This is a genomic window from Rhodococcus globerulus NBRC 14531, assembly GCF_001894805.1.
GTDB classification, from domain to species: Bacteria; Actinomycetota; Actinomycetes; order Mycobacteriales; family Mycobacteriaceae; genus Rhodococcus_F; species Rhodococcus_F globerula.
Map to the genome: position 1 here is coordinate 541,748 of NZ_BCWX01000002.1, position 19,712 is coordinate 561,459.

Below are 19,712 nucleotides of genomic sequence, written 5' to 3' on the forward strand. Positions count from 1 at the left end.
CCCGTCTACTCCGGAACGGTGGTGGGGTACGCCGGATCCGGAGTGGTGGGGTCGAACGGCGGCGGGTTGTCCGGGTCGAAGCTCAACGGCGGAATCGAACACGTCGCTCCCACTTCGGGATACGTCGCGGGATTGAGTCGAAGCGCCGAGATGAACTGATCGATTCGGATGTCGGATGCTTGGTCGAGCTCGAGTTGATGTCCCCACGACTGCAACGAGATCGGAGCGTCGAGCGTTGGATACGGTGACATCAGCATATGGCTGTTTCCGCTGACCCTTTCAGCGAGGAGCTCGACGTCGCCGGCTGAAACAAGGTCAGGGTTGTACGTGATCCAGACCGCGCCGTGTTCGAGTGAATGAACGGCATTTTCGGTTCGGATCGCCTGTGGATACACAATTCCGGTGCATTTAGCCCATACCCCGTCGTGCCGCCCGCCGAACGGTGGTGAATGTGTGTATGCCACACGCTCATTGGGCTGGACGTGAAGTGCCGTTGGGTATTCGACATACACAACCCCGTCGATCGCTTCCGACGGATCAGGGTTGTCGGCGCTCGGAACAAACGCATCGGGGAGCGGCGTGCCAGTGACCGCGTGGGTGCAGCCCGCTGCCCCGAGGGCAACGGTGCATACCAGTGCAATGGCAGCGCCGCTCATCCGAATTCGTGTATTCACCCCGCGATGATAGCGGTCCCGCGGATTGACCCCGAGTCTACGAACCCGTTGAGCCCAGGGGTCCCGCCGAGCCTCCCGCCACGGCAAGGGCGGTTGCTCCGCGAAGGATGAGCAGTGGCGGCAGTGGCCCCTGGTAGGCCTCGGATCCGCTGATCAGATCTCCGTCGTTGTTGAATGCAATTGCCTCGCCCTGTGGTTCGTTCGGGAGCGGAACCCGAATCGCTCTGGCGGACAGAGCTTTGACTACGTCACCGTCGGGGGCTGAATACAGGTAGACGTCGGTGTACGTGCGCAGAGCGACCACCGTGCCGTCGGTGCTGACTGCGCCGCCGGTGACGGCCATTGTTCCCGCTCCGTCGACCGGACCGCCGGGAGTTGTGGTCGGAGAGAATTGCAGGTGTCCGACCTTGTTCAGTTGTGTCGGGACAGTGGTGCTCAGGTCATGCACATTCTGATTACCCGCCGGTGCGTAGATATCGCTCGACCCGAGGTAGTCCTTCGTCACGATGACGGGGAGTCCGTCATGCGAGATGAGCAAGGTCTCGGCGTCATGTGCGCCGTCGGGATAGGTCAGCACACGTGGTGTGGCAGCTTCTGCGCCCGACGGATCGAATCCGATCAGCGCCACGGACGTACGGATCTTGTTGTTGTCCCCGATGTCGGCAAGCCACAGAGTGCCGTCGGTAGTGGAGTCGAGATCCTCGACATCGTAGGTCTCAGTCCCCACCGGTATCCAGCGAGTGACGTGGCAGCCTGCGTCGAGTTCGGCAATCCTGTTGTCCGCCCCGCTGTCGCCGATGGCGTACATTCCGGTGGACGTATCCGCCAACCCGGACAGTTCGGTGAGGCCGGTGTCAGTCGGGGTGCACAACACCTCGAAGGTTGGAGATACCTGCTGCGCAGATGCGGTTCCGAACTGAATCCCGGTGACGAGGATCGTCACTGCGCCGACGACCATCGCAGCGTGGCGGGTTGAGGCGCGCATTCGATTCACAGGGAACCCTCCAGGCGAGAAGCCAGAGACGAATTAGGATGTATCGCCCAAAACGGTACTGAACGCCCGACCTGTTGGTGTCAAAATGAGTGCATCGACCGGTAGTGAGCCACTATTCGGCAAGATCTTCGGCTAGATCGAATGCGCTGAGAATCGTTCGGAACTTGGTACTGGTTTCACGCAATTCCGTATCGGGATCTGACGACGCGACGATTCCGCCACCGGCATAGGCCTTCGCCGAGAGGCCGTCGGCCGCGATCTCAGCGCATCGGATGGCAACCATCCATTCGCCGTCGCCGGTCCGATCGCACCATCCGATGGCACCTGCGTAAAAGCCACGATCGTCCTCGGTCCCGGTGATGTGATCGCGAGCGGCATCGGTCGGTGTTCCGCAGATCGCCGGAGTGGGGTGCAGTGCAAGCGCGAGCTCCAGTGCCGTTGTGTTCGGGTCGGCCAGTACCCCTTCGATCTTGGTTCCGAGGTGCCAGAGTTGAGGCGTGCGGAGCAGTTCGGGAGTGCTTGGCGCTGAGAATGATCGGCACAGCGGTCCGAGAACCGCGCTGATCGAATCGACGACAAATTTGTGCTCGGACAAATCCTTGGTGGACGCCAGGAGTTCCTGGGCGTGTGCTTCGTCTTGCTTCGAATCAGGGTGTCGTGCAATCGAACCTGCGAGCGGGTGGCAGGTGACGATGTCTCCGCGGCGTTCGATCAGGACTTCCGGCGTTGAACCGACCAAAGCGCGCCCGCGGTATTTCCCGCCGGCGGGGGAGAGGTCTACGCAGAACCCGTTGTGCGAGTGATCGAGCGAGATCAATTTTCTCGTGAGTGCTGTGGGCGAGATCGGCGATTCGGTTGCGATCGCGAGCGTGCGTGCGAGAACAACCTTGTCCAGTTCGCCGGCCTGCAGTCGCGTGATCGCACCGCGAACTCGCCGGGTGTGCTCGAGAGGGCTTGGTTCGCATCCGGCAACTTTCGCGGAAGGAAGATTCACCGCACCGGAGTGATGGAGATCACCCCTCGTTCGGGTGAAACTCAGCGGCGCGGTGAGCGCGCACGGTGTTGAGGGAGCGAAGGGGAGGGCGCCCACAACCGAGTCGATCCGCCCTGTCTTGAGTCCCTCTACAGCGTCGAACGCCGAGTCGAATTCTTCCACCACTCCGGAGGTCTGAACCGAGGTCTGCCTGCGGGAGAGCAGGAAAACTGAATCCGCTCCGTTGTCAGATCGGTTGGTGTGCAACGGGTATTCGGCGACTTCGGCCAGTGCAAACATGGACGCCCTTCCAGATTGTCCGGAACTATTGCTATGTTGAGGCTAGCCTTAGTTGTGCGAGATTTGTGTGTCCAGTTTCAAGTTGGGTACCAACGTACCAATATGGTTAGGCTGGCCTAAAGTCATTCCGTATTCGTACTATACGAGGAGATCGATGAGCAGCACTGTGGACCGGGCCCGGATTGTGCGTGACGTTGCCGAAGTTCTGTCGATGAGGGCAGAACAACTCGGCGACGACACGGATCTGACCAATGAGGGCCTGGACTCGGTGCGGCTCATGATGCTGGTCGAACAGTGGCGCGCCGACGGAGCGGATGCAGATTTTGCCGTGTTGGCGGAAGAGCAGACCGTCAATGCATGGGTTGAGGTTCTCTGCTCGCGGTAAGCGGCCTTGCCTGTAGTAAGCGCGTCGTATTCTCGTGGACGTGAAGACTTTGTTGGTGGTTCACCATTCGCCCTCGCCCGCGACGCATGAATTGCTTGATGCCGTGCTGGCAGGCGCGCATGATCCGGAGATCGAGGGCGTCGAAATTATTGCTGTCCCGGCATTGGCAGCGACCGTGCCCGACGTACTCGGTGCTGACGGATATATTTTCGGAACCACCGCGAACTTCGGCTATATGTCCGGGGCATTGAAGTACTTTTTCGACACCACCTATTACCAATGCTTGGGTGCGGTGTCCGAGCGTCCATATGGGTTATGGGTGCACGGAAACAATGACACTGCCGGTGCTGTGTCGTCGGTGCGGACACTGGCAACCGGTCTCGGTTTGGTTCCGGTGGCCGAGCCGCTCGAAGTGATTGTGCCCGTGGACAAAAACGTGCGTGAGCAGTGCTACGAATTGGGCGGAACCGTCGCTGCCACCGTGATGGGCTGACGCATTCCGTTTCGGGTTCGATCCCACATTTTGATACAGCAGCGGTGTTGTCGGAAATGAAGTAGTTGTTCTTTCAATAAGATTCGGTATTTCACCTGCGGTAATTGTCGGAAAGCGTCGACTTGGCGGCGGTTGCGAAAATTGCCCTGAGTGAGTCTTCCACTTTGCCGCATATTTAGTTTAGGCTGCCCAAAATGAGGTTAGGCCACCCTTGCGTGGCACGTCCGCGGCGAAAGGATCAGTGTGAGCGTTTTTCCAGGTTCGAACTCCATTGAGGCAAGCGAGAATTTGCTTGCACTGACAGGAGCTCAGCTCGGAATCTGGAACGCGCAGAGACTTGATCCGGAATCGCGGAGTTATCTCGTCGGCGAGGTGCTCGAGATTGTCGGCGACGACGCGATCGATACCGCACTTCTGGCAGATGCCATCCGGGCGACGATCGGCGAGGCCGAGACCATGCGGCTGCACATGATCGAGACGCCTGACGGACCTCGACAGATCGTTTCCGACGCTCCCGTCGGTGACATCCCGATAGTCGACCTGCGGGCGGAGCGTGACCCGGTTGCGGTTGCGCACGCCCTCGTCGACGCCGAACGAGGCCGGGCGTCGGAGTACTGCCGGGCGATGGTGGAACGCCCGCTGTACACGTACTCGCTGATCAGGCTCACCGATCGCGAAGTCTGGTGCATCCAGCTCTATCACCACCTGATCGTCGACGGATACAGCGCGGCAATGATCTCGCGCCGCGTGGCCGACCATTACACCGCGCTCGCGCGTGGAAGTGACGTAGCACCAACACGATTCGGCTCGATCGAGCAGCTGATTGCCGAGGACGAGGAGTACCGCGGCGGTGAGCAGTTTGCCGAAGACCGCGACTACTGGCGTGACGCCCTTACCCCGTTGCCGCCGTTGGACGGTCGAGGCAGGCAGGTTGCCGGTCCCGCCGAGCGAACCGTTGCGGTCCGCAGTGTGATGTCGGCCGACACCCTGACCAAGCTCAAGGCAGTGGCGGCCACAACGGGTACGACCTGGGCCGAAGGTCTTATTGCCTGCTACGGAGCATTCTTGCATCGCCTGCTGGGTGAGTCGGACGTTGTCATCGCGATGCCGCTGATGGCTCGGGTCGGTCGCACGGCGCTCCGGACTCCCGCGATGGCTGTCAATGTGCTTCCACTGCGCCTGACGGTCCGCAGCGGTGACCGGCTCGGCGACCTCAGCAAGCAGGTCGCGGCGTCGATGAAGAGCATGCGTGCTCATCAGCGTTACCGCGGAGAGAACCTGGCCCGCGATCTCGCGGTGGCCGGCAGCGGTGCGTTGCTTCACGGAATCGGCATCAATCTCAAGGCATTCGACTTCGCATTGGACTTCGCAGGTGCTGTGGGCGTGCTGCGCAACGTTGCAGGCGGTCCGCCGGAAGACCTCGGCTTGACTGTTACACCCATTGCCGACGGTGAGGTGCTCCTCGGGTTCGAGGTGGACGCCCGCACCAACACTCGTGAATCGGTGCAGCGACGCCTCGCGGGATTTGTCAGCATCATCGACGCGATGGTCGGGGAGGACGATCCGGCTGTCGGGCAGGTGGACGTACTCTCCGTCGCCGAGGCCGACCGGATTCTGGTCGACCGTGAGAGCGCGCCGAGCGCCGGCCGGATCGAGCACGTTGCAGATGTGTTCGATCGTGTTGTCGCCCAACAGTTAGAGGCCGCGGTCCTGGTGTGCGGCGACGATTCTCTGACCGGCGGCGAGCTGGGCGCTCGCGTCTACCGACTGGCGCGCGCGTTGCGAGCCCGCAGCGTCGGACCTGACGACATAGTCGGGATCGCATTACCGCGCACAGCCGACATGGTTGTTGCACTCCTCGCGACGCTCCAAGCCGGGGCCGCGTACGTGGCATTGGATCCGGAGCATCCGGTAGAGCGCCTGCGGGCTCTGGTCGACGACGCGAAGCCCAAGGTTGTGCTGACCACTGGTGCACTGGCGGAGCAACTTTCGGGGGATTCCCGGCCGGATCCAGTAGTCGTGGAGTCCGAAACGCTGCGCGAGGAACTCACGGGTTACTCCGATCTACCTATCTCTGCGAGTGAACTGGCTGCTCCGCGTCACGCGGACCACCTCGCCTATGTCATCTACACATCCGGATCGACGGGGACACCCAAAGGCGTTCTGGTGCGAAGCGGCGGACTCGCGCATTTGCTACACCACCACAGTGCGACGATCTACCGTGACGCTGCGAACCGAGTGGGCGGGCGGCAACTGCACACCGCTCATACGGCCTCGTTTGCCTTCGACGCATCCCTCGACCAGCTGCTGTGGCTGCTGTGTGGACATCGAGTGCATGTGTACGACGAAGTGCTTCAGAAGGACGCCGACGCACTGGTTTCCGCGTTCGCGCGCGATCGGATCGATGTCGTCGACACCACCCCCTCGATGGCTACGGCACTGGTCGACAGTGGATTGTTGGCGGGCGCACACCCACTTGCGTTGTTGGTTGTCGGCGGTGAGGCCGCGCCGCCTGCGCTGTGGGATGCGATCATCGCTGCGAACGTGCCGGCCCAGAACCTGTACGGACCCACGGAAGCAACCGTCGACGCGATTGCGACTTCCGTCCACGGCGCCGAACCCCGAATTGGCTACCCGCTCGCGGGAACTCGCGCGTATCTCCTCGACAGCGCGTTGAAGCCGGTTGCCGACGGCGAGCGTGGAGAGCTCTATCTGGCTGGTCCTCAGTTGGCCAGGGGATATCTCGGGCGGGAAGCCGCGACCGCTGAACGATTTGTTGCCGACCCCTTCGGGGCTCCCGGTGACCGCATGTACCGGGCCGGCGACCTGGCTCGCTGGGTGCCGGGCCGCGGATACGAATTCATCGGCCGCGGCGACAAGCAGGTCAAGATCCGTGGTCATCGCATCGAACTCAGTGAGGTCGAAGCGATTCTGGGTGCCGTGCCCGGCGTCGGCGCGGCCGCAGCCGTCATTCGCACCGACGGTGGACGCCCCAGTTTGGTGGGTTACGTCGTGGCTGTGGCCGGTGCTACTTTGCCGCCGCAGGGCGAACTGCGCCGTGATCTTGCGACGCGAGTGCCGGATCACCTGGTGCCTTCGGTTGTTGTTGTCTTGACCGAACTTCCCGTGACTGTCAACGGAAAACTTGATCGCGCGGCGCTACCTGCTCCGGTTCTGGAATCAGAAGGTCGTGCCGCATCCACACCCCGCGAGCAGATCCTCTGTGCTGTGGTGGCGGAGGTTCTGGGACGGGACCGAGTTGGTGTCGACGAGGACTTCTTCGGTCTCGGTGGTGACAGCATCACCGCCATCAGCGTCAGTAGTCGGCTACGTGTGCGCGGAGTGCTCATTGCTCCGAAAGAGCTTTTGGCGCAGCGCGATTTGGGGACCATCGCAGCGGCGGCCCGCGAGGTCGCCGACGATGACAACCGCGCCGCTGCTGTAGTCGACGTAGCGACCGGCTCAGTGATCGCACCACCGATCGTGCGCGCATTGACCGACAAGAACCCCACCGACGAGTCCATTGCCGGTTACGCACAGTGGACCGCTGTGCGTATCGACGAGATGGTCGCGTTCGACGACATCCGATCAGGGGTCCAGACGATCCTCGATCGCCACGATGCACTGCGACTTCTACTGCGACGGGGAACTTGCGGCGCCGCCACCGAATTGATCGTTCGTGACTCGGGTGCCGTGCGCGCAGAGGGGCTCGTGAGTGAGATCGCGGGAAGTGCTGACACTGAACTGATCCAGCGCACCGCCGAAGCAGCTGCGGCGCAACTCGATCCGCGTGCAGGCAATCTCCTGCGCGTCGTGTTGCTGCGAACCCCAACCGATCAACCGGATCAGTTGATCGTCATTGCGCACCACTTGATCGTCGACGGCGTTTCCTGGCGGATTCTGCTTCCCGATCTGCACGAGGCAACTGATGCTGCGCGCGAACGTCGATCCGCCACGCTCGGCGTCTCAGGTAGTTCGTGGCGTCGGCACGCGGGCGTGCTCGCGGAGTTCGGGGTCTCGGGCACACTGCGATCCGAACTCGACTACTGGAAGACCGCCGCCGGCATCACGGCAATCGGCGGTGGAGGCGCTGCTCCGATCGGCGCTCGTCGACTCGACCCCACGACGGACACCGTGAGTACCGCGGCCCGCACCACAACCGTAGCGTCGGCAGCAGTGACCGAAGCGGTTCTGACCACGCTTCCTGCGGCGTACCGAGCGCGGGTAGACGAGGTATTGCTGGCAGCGTTGATGTTGGCGTTGCGTTCGTGGCAGAACAGTCGTGGGCACGAATTGGGTCACACGCAGACGGTGACCGTCGAAGGACACGGCCGTGATCCGCTGACCGAAGACACCGACTTCGCCGGAACGGTCGGCTGGTTCACCAGCGAGTTCCCGGTATCGGTGCCCACCGACGCGATTTCGAGCCGCGACGCACTGACCGACGCTCTGAGCGGTGGCGCGGCGGCCGGAGATCTGCTGCGTAGCGTCAAGGAGGCGAAGCGCGCTGTTCCGGGCGGGGGCGTCGGCTACGGGGTACTTCGCTACCTCGATCCTGTTGCGGAACCGGAATTCTCCGACGTCGTTGAGCCTGAACTTCTGCTCAACTATCTGGGACGCTTCCCGTCGTTGCCGGGAACCGGGTGGAGGCTACCCGAGCATGACGCATTCTCCGTGATCGAACCGGCATCCAAGGCGATGTCGGAAGTGTTGGCGCTCAATGCGTTTGTTCGCGAAGACGGTGACCCCCAATTGGCTGTCGAGTGGACGGCAGCGGGCCGGGTGTTGGACGCCGCGATCGTCGATGAACTGCACGGACATTGGGACCAAGCTCTAGCGGCGCTCACCGCGCATGCAGCGCTGTGTGCCGGCGGGTTGACCCCCTCCGACTGCTCGGCTCATTGGGTCGATCAGGACGGCATCAATGAACTGGAGTCGGTTCACGGCCCGCTCGCCGATCTTCTTCCGTTGTCCCCGTTGCAGGAAGGGTTGCTGTTCCACGCCGTTCGAGATGGCGTTGCGGACGTCTACACTCTCACTGCTCGTTTTGATCTCACCGGACCGCTGGACGACGCGCGGCTGGCCGACGCATTCGAGACGGTCATCGACCGGCATCCGAACCTGCGCGCAGCGTTCCACTACGAACAGTTCGATCGGCCGGTGCAGGCAATTCCGCGTTCGGCCAAGGTCGCCTGGCGATCGGTCGATCTGACGGCGGTACCGAAGGCGGCAGCACTGCGTTCGGCGCAGCGCCTGGAGGACGAGGCTGCCGAGCACATCTTCGACGTCGGACTGCCGCCGCTGCTGCGCGCCCTACTGATTCGTCTACCCGGTGATGTCCATCGGCTGATCCTCAATGCGCATCACCTGCTCACCGACGGCTGGTCCACGCCCATCGTCCTGCGTGAATTGATGAACGTTTACCACGACGGTGACGCCGGTCTGCCGACGCCGACTCCGTACGGCGACTACCTGGCATGGATCGCCGACCGCGACGAGGATGCGCAACGGGCAGCGTGGAGCAAGCGTCTGCGTGGGCTGACCACTCCGACGCTCGTTGCTGACGGACAGTCGGAACGAGGCGTGCCGGTGCAGGTTCCGGTACCGCTGTCGGACACGGACGCCTCGGCGCTGATCGAACTCGGACGCACCCGCGGTTTGACTGTCAACACACTGGTCCAAGGGGCCTGGGCTGCAGTCCTTGCCGAGCTGACGGGGCAGTGGGACGTTGTTTTCGGAGCGACAGTCTCCGGTCGTCCCGCCGATCTTTCCGGTGTGGAAGCTATGGTCGGATTGTTCAGCAACACGATTCCAGCGCGGTTCGACATCGCTGCCGACGTGCCTCTTCTCGAGCAGTTTGCCGGTTTGCAGAACGCACAATTCGATATGCAGGAGGTCGAGCACGCCAGCCTGGCGGAGATCGAGCGAATCGCGGGAATCGGGCAAATGTTCGACACACTTCTCGTTTTCGAGAATTTCCCGAATTCCGGAGCTGGCCAGCCCAGCTCGCACGAGCTGCGCGTCAGTAGCTTCACGAACCGTGGTGTCACGCACTACCCGATGACGCTGATGGCACCGCCGAGCCTGGGCCTCGATCTTGTGCTCTACCACGATCCTGTTGCCATTCCCGCAGACACCGCTGCGCGGGTGGTGACGCGATTGGGTGAGATTCTGGGCGGTGTTGTTCATTCGCCGTCGTTGCCCGCGGGGGACCTCCTCGACGTCGTGAAGCGCGTTTCGATGCGCAGACCTTCCCCGGCGCCGATCAAGTCGGATGTGGCAGCGCCTGGTGCCGTGGATCCTGTCGTCGTGGACGCACTGTGCCGTTGCGCTGCAACGGTGTTGGATCTTCCCGTAGTGAACCCGGCTGATAACTTCTTTGCCCTCGGCGGTCATTCGCTGACCGCTATGCGTTTGGTGGGAAGCCTGCGCAAGCTGGGCTTACGCGTATCGGTTTCGGATGTGTTCGATACGCCGACCCCGTTGGGGCTGGCCGGCGTCGCACGGATTGACGACACGAAGTTCGTTGCGCTCGAGCTGGACTCGACCGTGGCAGCGCCCGTGGACGTTGTCGGGGATCAGAGCGAGGCGCCGCGCGGCGGCGCCGAGCCGGGAAATCCTGACGACGAAAAGTACTGGGTTCAGGTGCTCGGCGGTCTGCCGTTCGACGTGGATCTTCCCTACGATCGAACTCCGTCCCCGGCGTACCGTGCCCACACGTACATTCGGCAGCTGGGCGAAACCGTCGACCGGGATTCGATGCTGCTCGCTGCAGTTGCCGCCGCGCTGAGTACCTTCGGTGCCGGCCGCGACATAGCGGTCGGATTGGTCGACGCCGAAGCGGAGTCGATCATCCGGGTCGATCTGAGCGGCCGACCGACCTTTACCCAGGTCGTGGACCGGGTCGAGAACGCCATGTCCGGCGCCGGTTTGCATTCCGACGTGAGTCTCGATCGACTCGCGAACCTACTGGATCGTTCTCGGGCAAGTCTGTGTGCCGCTCGCGTGGGGCGTGCCGACGCAGTCGTCGATCTCGAGTTTGTGCGCGCTGGTTCCGAGATTCACCTGACCGTCAATGCCGAGGTGTACGACGGATCCACCGCGGACGCCCTCCTCGACACCGTGATCTCGGTACTCGAGCGCGGCGCCCGGCACGGGGACCTTCCCGTTCCCGAATTGCTGCCGACGGTGGCTCGTCCGCATAACGACCCACCGCGGCGAGTTGACGCTCCAGCGGGAATATCGATCCTGTTCGAGCGGAATGTCGTCGCAGCACCCGACGTCATCGCGCTGGTCTCCGGCGAGTCGACGCTCACCTACCTCCAATTATCGCGCCGGGTGGACGAATTGGCGCGCGAACTTGTTGCCGCCGGTGCCGGGCCGGAGCAGGTTGTTGCCGTTGCCCTCGACCGATCCGTGGATCTGGTCGCAGCACTGCTGGCTGTTCTGCGCGTCGGCGCGGTGTACCTGCCACTCGATGTCGATTATCCGGCCGAGCGGCTCGAATTCATGATCGAGGACGCGGCACCTGTTTGTGTTCTGACGAGTTCCGATGTGGCAGGGCAACTTCCCTCGACTGTGTCCGCGGTGGTGCTCGTGGACACAGCACGGACGAGTTCCGATGTTGTTCTTGCAGAACCGCGACCGGCCGGTGAGCACCTTGCCTACGTCATCCACACCTCGGGTTCGACGGGTCGACCCAAGGGAGTGATGGTCAGCACTGCCAATCTCGCGGCGTTCGCCGAGACTGTGATCGGCGATCAGTGGATCAGGCCAGGCGATCGCATTGTTGCGGTGACGACGGTGTCGTTCGATATCGCCGCGCTGGAATTGTTGTGTCCGCTGGCTGCCGGTGCCACCGTTGTGCTCGCCGATCGGGGGACGGTCCGTGATCCGGATGCCCTGCTCGAGTTGATCACGCAAAGCCGTGCCACCGTCATGCAGGCAACTCCGTCGCTGTGGCGAGTTGTCACGGAACACGAGAATGCGCATCGCCTTCTCCAGGTTCGAGCGTTGGTGGGTGGAGAAGCACTTCCGCAAGACCTGGCCGATGATCTGGTGACATTCTGCCCCTCGGTGCGCAACGTGTACGGACCCACGGAAGCGACAGTGTGGGCGACATCGGCGGTACTCGATCGCGATGATCGGGTCACGATCGGGCGACCATGGACCGACGTCCACGCACGGGTACTCGACGACGATCTGCGGAACGTTCCGGAAGGTGTTGCAGGCGAGCTGTACCTGGGCGGTTCGCAGGTGGTACGCGGATACTTGAACCGACCCGATCTGACGGTCACCAGGTTTGTGGCGGATCCGAGCGTGCCGGGCGCCCGCCTGTACCGCACGGGTGATCTGGTTCGACGCAGGAACGGTGTGTTGCATTTCTTGCGACGTGCGGACGATCAGGTGAAGGTCCGCGGGTTCCGTATCGAACTCGGTGAGGTCGAGGGCGCGCTCTGCGGTGTGAGTGGTGTATCTCGAGCGGCAGCCACCGTCCGAGTAGATGCGGCAGGCATCGGAAGTCTGCACGGATACGTGGTGGCTCAAATCGGTACCGGCCTCGATTCGGCTTTGGTTCGCAAGGAAGTTGCGCTGCTGCTTCCCGAACACATGGTGCCGCAGACACTGACGGTGCTGGATGCGCTTCCGTTGACGCTCAACGGAAAAGTCGACCGCAAGGCGCTTCCCGAAACGGCGCCGGATCGGTTGCGGCACCCCTTGGTGACCGTCGACTCCGATCGGCGGATACGTCTCGACATTCTCAGTCCGGGTTGGCGGGATGTGTTGCCTCTCGGTCCGTTGCAGGAAGGCATGTACTTCCAATCGGTACTCGACGGTGCCGGCGGCACTGACGTCTACCACATGCAGCCGAAATTCACGTTCTCGGCGGAGGCCGATGTGGACATTTCTGCGCTGCGCGCGGCGGGTGATGCACTTCTGCGCCGCTACCCGAACCTGCGTGCCGGCTTCACTCACGCCGGGTTCGACGCTCCGGTTCAGTTTGTTCCGCTGGCAGCCTGCATGCCTTTCCGGGAAGTTGACCTGAGCACTACTCCGGTCGGCGAGATCGAGGGTGCAGTACAGGCACTCGACGAAGAAGAGTTCGCCACCGTCTTCGATCTGAGCGCTCCACCGCTGATCCGAATGGTTCTGGCGTGGTTGCCGGGCGGCGGCGCGCATCTCGTTTTCACCCAGCATCACTTGCTGACCGACGGTTGGTCGCAGACGCTGATGTACGCGGAACTGTTTGCGCTGTACGAATATGCTCGTTCGAACGGCACAGATCCGGTCCACCTCGACTCGGCGTTGGAAACTCCGGCGGATTTCCGTGATCACCTGCGCTGGATCGCCGAGGCAGATCGCCCGGAGGCTCTTTCGTCGTGGAAGAACTATCTGGCAGACCTCGAACAGCCGACGCTTGTCGGCGGCACCGGTTCCGGCGGTAGTGCGCCTCTTCCGGTGTTCACGCGAGTTGTGTTGGAACAGAGCATCAGTAGTGACGTACGGGACCTTGCGCGCAGGACCGGTGTGACCCTGTCTACGGTTGTCTCCGCGGCCTGGGGACTGGCTCTGCGAGCAGTGACCGGTCGTGACGACGTGGTCTTCGGTTCTACGGTGTCCGGGCGTACGCCTGAGGTGGACGGCGCGGACCGCATGGTGGGTCTGGCGCTCAACACCATTCCGGTGCGCATGAATGTTCGCCCCGGGGAGCGGATCTCCGACCTCCTCGGACGGTTGTTCCGCGAGCAGGGTTCACTCCTCGAACATCACCATGTGGGTCTCGGCGACGTTCAGCGCGCGGCCGGATTTGCCGCACTGTTCGACACGCTCTACGTTTTCCGTAATACCCCTCGCGACGAACAGGCACGCCAGGACACGTTCGGGCGCAGTGGAATCGTCGGATTCGACGCGGTGGACGGCACCCACTACGCGCTCACACTCGATGTTGATCCCGGTGGGGGTGACGCGTCGATGGCGCTTGTTCTCGAGAACCGGCCGGATCTGGTTCCGGGCGATGTGGCGCACGACGTTCTGGCTCGTACCGAAGCCATCCTCGAACTGATGGCGCGTTCCGAGGCGGCGACAGTGGCCGACACGGCGGTTCCGCGCGCCCAGACGCCCACCGAGTTCGTGTCGCAGCACGTCACTATGCCCCTTCCCGGAGAGCCTGGCGGCAGCGTCGACGCGTTGCTGCGAGAACGCGCGTTGGCGACACCGGACGACACCGCACTCGTATTCGGCGATGTCACGTTGAGCGCTGCGCAGATGAATACGCGAGTTGATCGGTTGGCGCGAATACTTGCGTCGTCCGGCGCTGGGCCGTCCGGCGTTGTTGCGCTTGCACTTCCGCGGACAGCGGATCACGTGGTGGCGATCTTTGCCGTCATGCGAGCCGGAGCTGCCTACCTTCCGTTGGATCTGGCGCATCCCGCCGCCAGGCTGCGGGAGTTGATCGAAGACAGCAATGCGGCCGTGGTGATCACCACCGCCGATCAACACGATCTCGTCGCTGCCGAGGGTCGGACAAGCATTGTCATCGACCTGCCGAACATCGTTGACATTCTTGACGGCCGCGCCGAGACACCCACTGTTGCCGATGCAGCGGTAGGCGGTCCGACATCGGCGGATCAGCCTGCCTACGTGATCTACACGTCGGGCAGCACGGGCAAACCAAAGGGCGTCGTGGTGGGCCACCGCGGCCTGACCACGATGTACCACAACCACAAGGCCGAAATCTTCACGCCGGCCGAAAACAGCGCTGCCGGGCGACGATTGCGCATCGCGCACACGGTGTCCTTCTCCTTCGACATGTCGTGGGAAGAACTGTTCTGGCTCCTCGCCGGTCATGAGGTTCATGTGATCGACGAGCAGGCACGGCTGGATCCGGTGTCGTTGGTCAAGCACTACCAGTCCGTCGGCATCGATGTGGTGAACGTGACGCCCTCGTATGCACGGGAATTGATGGCGGCCGGACTTCTCGACGGTGATCACACTCCGGCGCTGGTCATGCTCGGCGGCGAAGCGGTTCCCGCGGAATTGTGGTCGCGGTTGCGTGATCAGGACGGCGTCGACGGCTACGACCTGTACGGCCCCACCGAGTTCACGATCAATGCGATGGGCTCGCCAGTTCGGGCAAGTGACACCCCGTGCTTGGGGCGGCCGATCCTCAATGCGTCGGCGCGGGTGCTTGATTCAGGCCTGCGCGAAGTCCCGCTAGGGGCGGCGGGGGAGTTGTACATGTCCGGTGACGGAACAGCGATGGGCTACCTCGATCGGACCGCTCTGACGTCGTCGGTATTTGTCGCCGACCCTTTCAGCGTCGGCGGGCGCATGTACCGGACCGGTGACGTGGTGCGTCGACGGCGCGACGGCGAACTCGAATACCTCGGACGCGCAGACCATCAGGTGAAGATCCGAGGAATCCGGATCGAGCTGGGAGAAGTGGAATCTGCACTGGCAGCGTGCCCCGGAGTGCTTCGCGCCGCGGCGACCGTTCGGCGTGACAACGGTTCGGCGCCACGGCTGATCGGCTACGTGATTCCCGAAACGGGTTGTGCACCGGGAGACCTCAGGGCGGTCATGCGGGAACGTGTACCGGCGCACCTGGTTCCGTCGGATATCGTCACCGTCGCTTCGATTCCGCTGACACCCAACGGAAAGCTGGATCGAGCGGCCTTGCCCGCACCGCCGACCCGGGCAGCGGCACGCGCGCCTCGCACCGAAACCGAAAAGCAACTGTGCCAGGTCTTCGCGCATGTTCTCGGTGTCGACACCGTCGATCCGGAAGAGAGCTTCTTCGACCTCGGTGGAGACTCGTTGCGTGCCATGCGATTAGTGGGTGAAGTAGAACACGAACTCGGCGTCGGAGTGGGCGTGGGAACGTTGATGGCTCGCCCGAGCGTTGCCGAGCTTGCTGCTCATATCGCAAGCCCCCTTGACGTGGACCTCAGCCGTGATCACCTGGTGTCGCTGCGGGCCGAAGGCGCCGCCGAACCGTTGTTCTGTGTTCACCCTGCGGGCGGATTCGTGTGGCCTTTCGCACCGCTGACCGGGGTGCTCGAGGCTGATCGTCCGGTGTTGGGCCTGCAGTTGCCGACGCTCGCGGGCGACACTCTCGAAGCTACGAACGTGGATCAACTTGCATCGATGTATGTCGAGACGATTCGCGGCGTGCAACCGGACGGTCCCTATCACCTCCTCGGATATTCGTTCGGTGGCAACGTCGTTCACGCGATGGCTGCGCAGTTGGCGGAGGCGGGACACACGGTAGGATTCACCGGCCTGATCGACACCCACCCGCTCGGAACCAGGTCCGCTGAGAACCGGGAAGACCGCAGCATTGAACAGGACTTGGCAGCGGCACTCCCGCCGGAACTCCTTGCGCAGGCACCCGCCCTGGTCGAGTTGGTGCGAACCGGATTTGATGCCACTCGTTCACTGGCGTCGGGATCGGTGGACCCGAATTACGCCGGGTCGGTTACTCTGATCACCGCTGACACGGGTGTGTCCGGGGAAGTGCTGGCTGATCGCTGGCGCACAATCCGGGGGGACCAGGAACTTTCAGTCCACCACCTACCGTTCGACCACGCCGGATTGGTGACCCCAGCCGGTTGGGCGGCAATTGCGCCACTGCTCGACAGTCATCTGTCGCAGCCCACAAACCACACAGTTGGAAACACAATGGGAGTTGAATGATGAAGTCCACACCGCCCCTCGCGATTCGAAGTTGGCGACGATTCGTCGCGATTGCGGGTCTGTTGATCGTTGCACTCGTTGCGATGATCGGTTGCAGCAGCGCGTCCTCGGACGAGCCTGCAAAGGCAGACGAACCTACGACGCGTGTGATCGAAACCGAGAAGGGTTCTGTCACCGTACCGGCGTCGGCAGAACGGATCGTGGTGCTCAGCGGTGGCCTCGCCGGTTACCTCTATGCACTCGACGCACCCGTAGTCGCAACCGACACACGCGTTTTGGGTGTGACGAACCTCGACGGCGGCTTCCCGCCGGCGTGGGCAGCGGATGCAAAGGCCCAGGGCACCAAGGAACTGCCCGCCGGTGAGCAGCTCAACATCGAAGCCGTCGCCGCAGCTGCGCCCGACCTGATCATCGGTGGTGGACAGGGTGTCACCTCGGTGCAGGCTGAGGAGCTCTACGACCAGCTCACAGCAATTGCGCCGACCGTCCTCGTGCCGCGCACCGTTGCCGCATGGGACAAGCAGCTCGAGATCGTCGCCGACGCCGCCGGACGCTCCGACCAGGTTCCGGCTCTGATGGATGCATACGACGCCAAGGTCAAAGAGGTAAAGGGCAAGATCACCGTTCCCGAGGGCAACGTCGTCTACATCCTCTCGCTCGCGAACAACAAGCCGTACCTCGTGCCGCCGACTGCCGCTCTGCCCGCAATGCTTGCAGAACTCGGATTCAAGGCCGACGACGTCATGACCAAGGCCGGAAACCCGCAGCTCTTCGGCTCGGGTGACTCGTTCGAGGTCAGCCCGGAAATGCTCTCGCAGGTTGCCGACGCCCCTGTCGCATTTGTCATTCCGGTATCCGGACGCCCGATGGCAGAACTTGCCACCGATCCGCTGTACTCGCAGCTTCCTTCCTTCAAGGCCGGAACGACGTTCGAGCTTCCCGCCACCAGCTACCGTCCTGACTACGACGGCGCAATGGCGACCCTCGACCTGATCGGTCAGACCTTCGCATGACCCGACTCGGTGGGCTGGTCATCGATGTATCACCATTGCGGACCAGCCGTCCCTTCCGGTACGCGTTCTCCGCGCGAATGATCTCGCTGCTCGGGATCGGACTACTTGTCGTAGCCGTTCCCGCGCAGACGTACCAGCTCACCAAGTCGACCTTGCAGGTTGCCGGAGTGTCCACGGCGATGGCCGTCGCCATGTTCGTCGGCAGCCTGTTCGGTGGGGTGCTCGCGGATCGATACGATCGGCGACGCACTATCCAACTTGCCCGCAGCGCTGCGGGTCTCGGATTTGTGATCCTCGGGTGCAACGCTCTGCTTCCGCATCCGTCCATGTGGGTCATCTATGTCGCAGCGGCGATCGACGGCTTGGCCGGCGGCGTCAGTAGCTCGGCCCTGATGGCTTTGATGCCGGCGCTGCTGCCCCGCGAGAAGATGGCGGCAGCCGGCGCGCTGGTGGCGTTGACCACCGATGTCGGGACGATGATCTCGCCGGCGATTGCCGGAGTGATCATCGCCTCCGGCGGTATTCCTGTGACGTACTTCGTGGCCGCCGCGGCCACGGCGGCCACGGTTACTCTCTTCCAAGCTGTCGGACCGGCGCCGGCGCCCGGCACCGACCACGAAAGCCCCGTCCGCGCTCTCGTGACGGGAGTGAAGTTCGCGGGTACCCACACCGTGATCCGCGGAATCCTGATCAGCGGATTACTGGTCATGTTTGTCAGTGGTCCGATGGTCCTGCTTCCGGCCTTTGTCGACGACGTACTCGGCGGTGGCCCAACGATGCTGGGTCTGCTGTACGCGGCACCGGCAGTGGGCGCGGTGATCGGTTCGCTGACCAGCGGATGGACTGGGCGCGTTCACCGCAACGGCGCGGCTATGTTGATATCGGTCGCGCTCATGCCGCTCGGTTTGGTGATTCTCGGGGCCTCGGGGGCTGTATTCCTCGCCTTCCTCGGCCTTGCCGGATTCGGACTCGGACGAGCCCTCAACGACATCTTGCGATTCGCCGTCCTGCAACAGAACACGCCGGACGAATTGCGTGGACGCGTGTCGAGTCTGTGGATGGTGCAGGCCGTCACAGGTACGGCGATCGGGTCCATGGCAGCGGGATTCCTCGGCCAGTGGCTCGAACCGGGAACTGCACTGCTGGCCCTGGGTATTGCAGGCCTGACGTTGGGACTGATACTCCTCGCAACACTGGGTTCGGTGCGGCGGGTAACTTCAGAGGTAATCGTGCTCGATCGCCCAGACTCTCACCCGGAAAATGCGGTGCCCGTGGCCACTGCTGCGCGGGAAAAGGAAGGTAGTTCATGAATCGAGGAGACCATCTCGCGACCATTGCCGACGTGCTGGCGGGAACCAGCGGCGCAAAAGTGCCGTACCCCATCGGCATTCGTGAACTCGAAGTTGTTCGTAGCACCATGGTCGGATCAGGGTTGTTGCGGTTGACGTTGGGTGGACCCGAACTCGAAGGGTTCGAGTCGCACGCTCCGGATGAACATGTGCGGCTGGTCTACCCGAATGAGGACGGAACACTTCGCCTGCCCGAGCGTGATGGGACAATGCTGAAATGGCCTAGACCGCTTCCGATCTCGCGTGAATACACCGTCCGTCGGTACGACCCGGATCTGGCGGAATTGGACATCGACTTCGCCCTGCACGAAGGTGGCTTCGCCTCCGATTGGGCCCAGGCCGTGACGCCGGGTACCCGGATCCATGTGGCAGGTCCGCCCGGTGGCGTCATCGTGCCGTGGACGTACGACAGGTACCTCCTCGCCGGCGACATCACGGCGCTGCCCGCGATCGCCCGGTGGCTCGAGATGCTGCCGGAAGCTGCATCCGGGTGGGCGTTCATCGAAATTACCGACGCTTCACAGGAAATCGAGTTGACGGTCCCGGAGGGTGTCGAGGTCCGGTGGCTGCACCGCGGTGACGTTCCGGCCGGACATTCCGATCTGCTCGAGCAGGCAGTGCGAACTGTCACCGTTGCTGAAGATGAGCGTATCTACGCCTGGATCTCCGGGGAAGCCACGAGCCTCAAGCCGCTTCGCAGGTTCGTTCGCGACAACTTGAAGTTGGACAAAGGCGACTACCTGATAACGGGTTACTGGAAGCGTGGCGTCGCAGATTTCGACGAGGACGACGAAGACTGAACCAGAAAGGCGTCCCCGCGGGGACGCCTTTCTCG

General features: G+C 62.9%; 9 protein-coding genes. 6 read left to right on the forward strand and 3 right to left on the reverse strand.

Annotated elements, in window-relative coordinates; translation table 11 throughout:
• Positions 1-5: 5 nt before the first annotated feature.
• The 3 genes from RG2_RS11110 to RG2_RS11120 form a co-directional block, all read right to left on the reverse strand.
• On the reverse strand, positions 6-674 hold the full coding sequence (locus tag RG2_RS11110; RefSeq protein WP_033234875.1) for a thioredoxin-like domain-containing protein: 669 nt from the start codon (positions 672-674) through the stop codon (positions 6-8).
• A gap of 37 nt (positions 675-711) precedes the next feature.
• Positions 712-1,659 carry a hypothetical protein gene (locus RG2_RS11115; protein ID WP_051730569.1) on the reverse strand — a complete coding sequence of 316 codons (948 nt, stop codon included), beginning with the start codon at positions 1,657-1,659 and terminating at the stop codon, positions 712-714.
• A 121-nt stretch (positions 1,660-1,780) separates the two neighbouring features.
• On the reverse strand, positions 1,781-2,941 hold the full coding sequence (locus RG2_RS11120) for an isochorismate synthase (protein WP_051730551.1): 1,161 nt from the start codon (positions 2,939-2,941) through the stop codon (positions 1,781-1,783).
• Between the two features lie 154 nt (positions 2,942-3,095).
• Here RG2_RS11120 and RG2_RS11125 point away from each other — a divergent pair, with 154 nt between their 5' ends.
• The 6 genes from RG2_RS11125 (at position 3,096) to RG2_RS11150 (ending at position 19,677) form a co-directional block, all read left to right on the forward strand.
• Positions 3,096-3,326 (forward strand): phosphopantetheine-binding protein, encoded by a 231-nt coding sequence (locus tag RG2_RS11125; protein ID WP_033234874.1) that lies wholly within the window; start codon positions 3,096-3,098, stop codon positions 3,324-3,326.
• A 40-nt stretch (positions 3,327-3,366) separates the two neighbouring features.
• A complete protein-coding gene (locus RG2_RS11130) occupies positions 3,367-3,819 on the forward strand; it encodes a flavodoxin family protein (RefSeq protein WP_033235011.1) in 453 nt (150 codons plus the stop codon).
• Between the two features lie 243 nt (positions 3,820-4,062).
• A complete protein-coding gene (locus RG2_RS11135; protein WP_033234873.1) occupies positions 4,063-16,515 on the forward strand; it encodes a non-ribosomal peptide synthetase in 12,453 nt (4,150 codons plus the stop codon).
• The gene (locus tag RG2_RS11140; protein WP_033235010.1) at positions 16,515-17,528 is read left to right on the forward strand and encodes a Fe2+-enterobactin ABC transporter substrate-binding protein; all 1,014 of its coding nucleotides are present in this window, start codon (positions 16,515-16,517) and stop codon (positions 17,526-17,528) included. The genes RG2_RS11135 and RG2_RS11140 overlap by 1 nt, the downstream gene beginning before the upstream one ends.
• A complete protein-coding gene (gene entS / locus RG2_RS11145) occupies positions 17,525-18,838 on the forward strand; it encodes an enterobactin transporter EntS (RefSeq protein ID WP_033234872.1) in 1,314 nt (437 codons plus the stop codon). Before RG2_RS11140 ends, entS begins: the two co-directional genes overlap by 4 nt.
• Positions 18,835-19,677, forward strand: coding sequence for a siderophore-interacting protein (locus RG2_RS11150; RefSeq protein WP_033234871.1), 843 nt, complete (start codon positions 18,835-18,837; stop codon positions 19,675-19,677). The genes entS and RG2_RS11150 overlap by 4 nt, the downstream gene beginning before the upstream one ends.
• Positions 19,678-19,712: the final 35 nt, after the last annotated feature.

Coding starts and splice junctions, on each gene's coding strand:
- RG2_RS11125 (WP_033234874.1), top strand. CDS start 3,096: ATGAGCAGCACTGTGGACCGGGCCCGGATTGTGCGTGACGTTGCCGAA.
- RG2_RS11140 (WP_033235010.1), top strand. CDS start 16,515: ATGAAGTCCACACCGCCCCTCGCGATTCGAAGTTGGCGACGATTCGTC.
- RG2_RS11115 (WP_051730569.1), bottom strand. CDS start 1,659: ATGCGCGCCTCAACCCGCCACGCTGCGATGGTCGTCGGCGCAGTGACG.
- entS (WP_033234872.1), top strand. CDS start 17,525: ATGACCCGACTCGGTGGGCTGGTCATCGATGTATCACCATTGCGGACC.
- RG2_RS11120 (WP_051730551.1), bottom strand. CDS start 2,941: ATGTTTGCACTGGCCGAAGTCGCCGAATACCCGTTGCACACCAACCGA.
- RG2_RS11150 (WP_033234871.1), top strand. CDS start 18,835: ATGAATCGAGGAGACCATCTCGCGACCATTGCCGACGTGCTGGCGGGA.